The 3,404-nt window shown below is 73.3% G+C and carries 2 protein-coding genes and 1 pseudogene; all 3 read left to right on the top strand.

Going from position 1 to position 3,404, the window contains the following annotated elements; genetic code table 11:
* Positions 1-837, top strand: a pseudogene (locus tag IH13_RS0112545) (serine/threonine protein kinase); the annotation flags it as partial.
* Between the two features lie 117 nt (positions 838-954).
* Positions 955-2,694, top strand: coding sequence for a serine/threonine-protein kinase (locus IH13_RS0112540; RefSeq protein WP_031083841.1), 1,740 nt, complete (start codon positions 955-957; stop codon positions 2,692-2,694).
* A 272-nt stretch (positions 2,695-2,966) separates the two neighbouring features.
* A partial coding sequence (locus IH13_RS0112535) for an aldehyde dehydrogenase family protein (protein WP_031083837.1) occupies positions 2,967-3,404 on the top strand: 438 nt, incomplete at its 3' end.

Raw genomic sequence — 3,404 nt, 5'->3', positions numbered from 1 at the left:
CGGCTGGAGGCCGAGCCGCCGAGGTACGAGAAGCCGCCGCGCGCGCCCCGGGAGCCCAAGGGCCCCAAGGTGCTGCGGACACCGCCGCCCGCCCGGCAGCCCGGTGGCCGGGCACCGCGCAGGCTGGGGCGGGTGCTGCTCCTCCTGATACTGCTGCTGATGGCCGCCGCCGTGGTCTACGCCGTGAAGTTCCTGCCGAACTCCGACTCCGACTCCGGCACGGGCCCGGACACCGGCGCCCAGGACCGGCCCACCGGGTCCGCCGCACCCGTCGAGCCGGCCCCGGGGAAGAGCCCGTCGGGCGGTGCGTCGAGCGAGGCATCCGCAGCCTCGGGCGGTACCGGGTCGCAGCAGCCGCAGACCAGCCGTTCCGCCGCCGCGCTCGCCCCCGGGTACGCGCTGCGCAAGGACGCGGAGGGCTTCGAGGTCGGCGTGCCGAAGGACTTCCAGCGCAGTCCGGCCAACGCGGACCGCCAGGTCCGGTACGGCAGCGACGGGTTCAGTGTGCTGGTCGTGCCGGGCCGCGACACCGTCAAGGCCAACGGTTCCGATCCGCTGGACTACCAGCGCAGCAAGGAACCCGAACTGAAGCCGTTCCGTGAGTCGAGCTGGGCCAGCTCGTCCGGGCTGCGCCGTGTCGACGTCGGACAACAGGTCATGGCGGAGGGGCAGTTCACCTGGCAGGAGGCCAACGGCCGTGAGGTGTACGTCCGTAACCTGGTCCTGATCGTGTCCGGGCGCTACCACATCGTCCAGGTCATCGGCCCGGAGAGCGAACGGGACAAGGTCACGGACATCTACGAACAGGCCGTCGCCAGCTACCGGGCGGGCGCCTGACCGTACGTCAGCCCGCAGCGACAAGGATCACAGTGCGGTCTCGTGGGCCGTGCCTGGTTACGTGTCGCCGTCTCCCCTCCGTAACCTGGCAGTTCGAGGGAATGGGGCGGGGCACACGTGGATCAGGCGCAGGGTACGCAATCGGGGCTCCTGCTGGCGGGCCGGTACCGGCTCGGGGACGTCCTGGGACGCGGCGGCATGGGCAAGGTGTGGCGCGCCCACGACGAGGTGCTCCACCGCACCGTCGCCGTCAAGGAGTTGACCGCCGGACTGTACGCGACCGAGGCGGACCGGGACGTCCTCCACGCCCGTACGCAGAAGGAGGCGCGCGCGGCCGCCCGGATCACCCACCCCGGGGTCGTCACGGTCCACGACGTCATCGAGTACGACCACCGCCCCTGGATCGTCATGCAGTACGTCGACGGTCCCTCGCTCGCCGACGCGACGAAGGAGAGCGGGGAGGTCGAGCCCCGCGAGGCGGCGCGGATCGGCCTCCATGTGCTGAGCGCCCTGCAGGCCGCGCACGCCGCCGGCGTGCTGCACCGCGACGTCAAGCCCGCCAACGTCCTGCTGGCCCGGGACGGGCTGGTCCTGCTGACCGACTTCGGGATCGCCGCGATCGAGGGCGACTCCACCATCACCCGGACCGGTGAACTGGTGGGCTCCATCGACTACCTGGCACCGGAGCGGGTGCGTGGCGGCGACCCGGGCCCCGCCTCCGACCTGTGGTCGTTGGGCGCGACCCTCTACACGGCCGTGGAGGGTCGTTCACCGTTCCGCCGCACGTCGCCGATCTCCACCATGCAGGCGGTCGTCGCCGAGGAGCCGCCGCCGTCGGAGCGAGGTGGCGCGCTGGCGCCCGTCATCACCGCACTGCTGCGCAAGGAGCCGGGGGACCGGCCGACGGCCGCCGAGACGGAGCGCATGCTGCTGGACGCGATGGAGGGCCGCAGGCCACGGGCGGCCCAGGCGCACGTGCCGACGCAACGGCTCTCCGGTGAGGACCTGCACTCCCACTCGGTGCCCGACGGGGCGACGGCCCGGCTCCCGCAGGAGGCGGCGCAGCCTCCGGTGCCGCCGGCCGCCTCCGCCCCGGAGACCACCGCCCGGCGCGGCCCGGGACGCCGGCGTACGGCGGTGCTGGTCGTGGCGGTGGCGGCGCTGCTCGGCGGGGCGGCGGGGCTGATCGTGATGAAGGCGGGCGGCGACGACGGCGGCCGGGGGGAGCAGGGCGTCGTCGCGGACGAACGGCCCGCCGCCCCCTCCGGGGCCCCCGGGAAGGACGAGGCCTCCGGGAAGGACGGCGTCCCCGGAAAGGCCAGGGAGGACGGGGAGGGCGGGGCGGCCGACGTCGCCGACGCGCCGTCCCAGGAGACGCACCCCGTCCCCAAGGACATACCCGACGGCTGGGCGCGCGTCGAGGACCCCGAGGGGTTCAGCCTGGCCGTCCCCGAGGGCTGGGTACGGCAGACGAACAGCGGCCAGATCGACTACACCCCGGACGACGGGGCGCACCGTATCCGGATCAGCGTCGACCCGCAGCCCGACTTCGACAACGCGTACGCACACATGCAGGGCATCGAGAAGGACCTGGCGAAGCGGCTGCCCGCCTACGAGCGGCTGTCGCTCGAGGCCAACGTGTTCCGCGACCGGCCGGGCTCCCTGTGGGAGTTCACCTGGACCGAGACCAAGGACCACCCGGGACCGCGCCACGGCATCGACCAGATGTACTTCGGTGAGACGGGCGGACCCGAGTACGCGCTCTACATGACCGGCCCGGAGGAGGACTGGGAGGAGAGCCGGCAGCTCTTCGAGACGATGCTGCGCAGCTGGCAGCCGCCGGCCCAGGACGGCTGACGCACGCCCCGCAGGGGCACGCTCCCCGCGCCGCCGCCCGACCACGGCGGGCCGGGCGGCGGAGACCGGCGAAAAGATCCGGGTCAGCTCCGTCGGGAGCCCGTAGGCCCATGGGCCCGCGTCCTCGATGGAGAAGTAGCCCCTGATCAGCGGTTATCACGCCAGTGATCACTGGCTGGATCATCGGGTGCGGGCGGCAGGAGCGGAGGAGGTGACGAAAACCTGTTACCGCCGGGTACCAAAAGCGTGCGACGGGACATACTCTCGGCCTCATGACGGACTCGCAGGCATCCTCGACCACCGCCGCCGCTTCCGGCTCCCGCGTCGGCACCAACCCGGTGGCCGCCGCCCCCGCAGGGGTGCGCACCGCCGCGGACGTGGTCACCCCCGAGGTGATCGCCCGGCTGACCCGTGGCGTCGTCGGCTCCGGCCGCACGGCCAACCACACCCCCTTCACCGGGGAGAAGCTGGCCGACCTGCCCGAGTCCACCCCCGAGGACGTCGACACCGCCTTCGAGCGCGCCCGCGCCGCCCAGCCCGCCTGGGCCGCGACGCCCGTGCGTACCAGGGCCGCCGTGCTCCTGCGCTTCCACGACCTGGTCCTGCGGCGCCAGTCCGAGGTCCTGGACCTCATCCAGCTGGAGACCGGCAAGGCCCGGCTGCACGCCCACGAAGAGGTGCAGGCGGTCGCCGTCTCCGCCCGGCACTAC

The sequence above is a fragment of the Streptomyces sp. NRRL WC-3549 genome (genome assembly GCF_000721935.1).
Taxonomy (GTDB): domain Bacteria; phylum Actinomycetota; class Actinomycetes; order Streptomycetales; family Streptomycetaceae; genus Streptomyces.
This window is presented reverse-complemented; position numbering and strand designations above follow the sequence as displayed.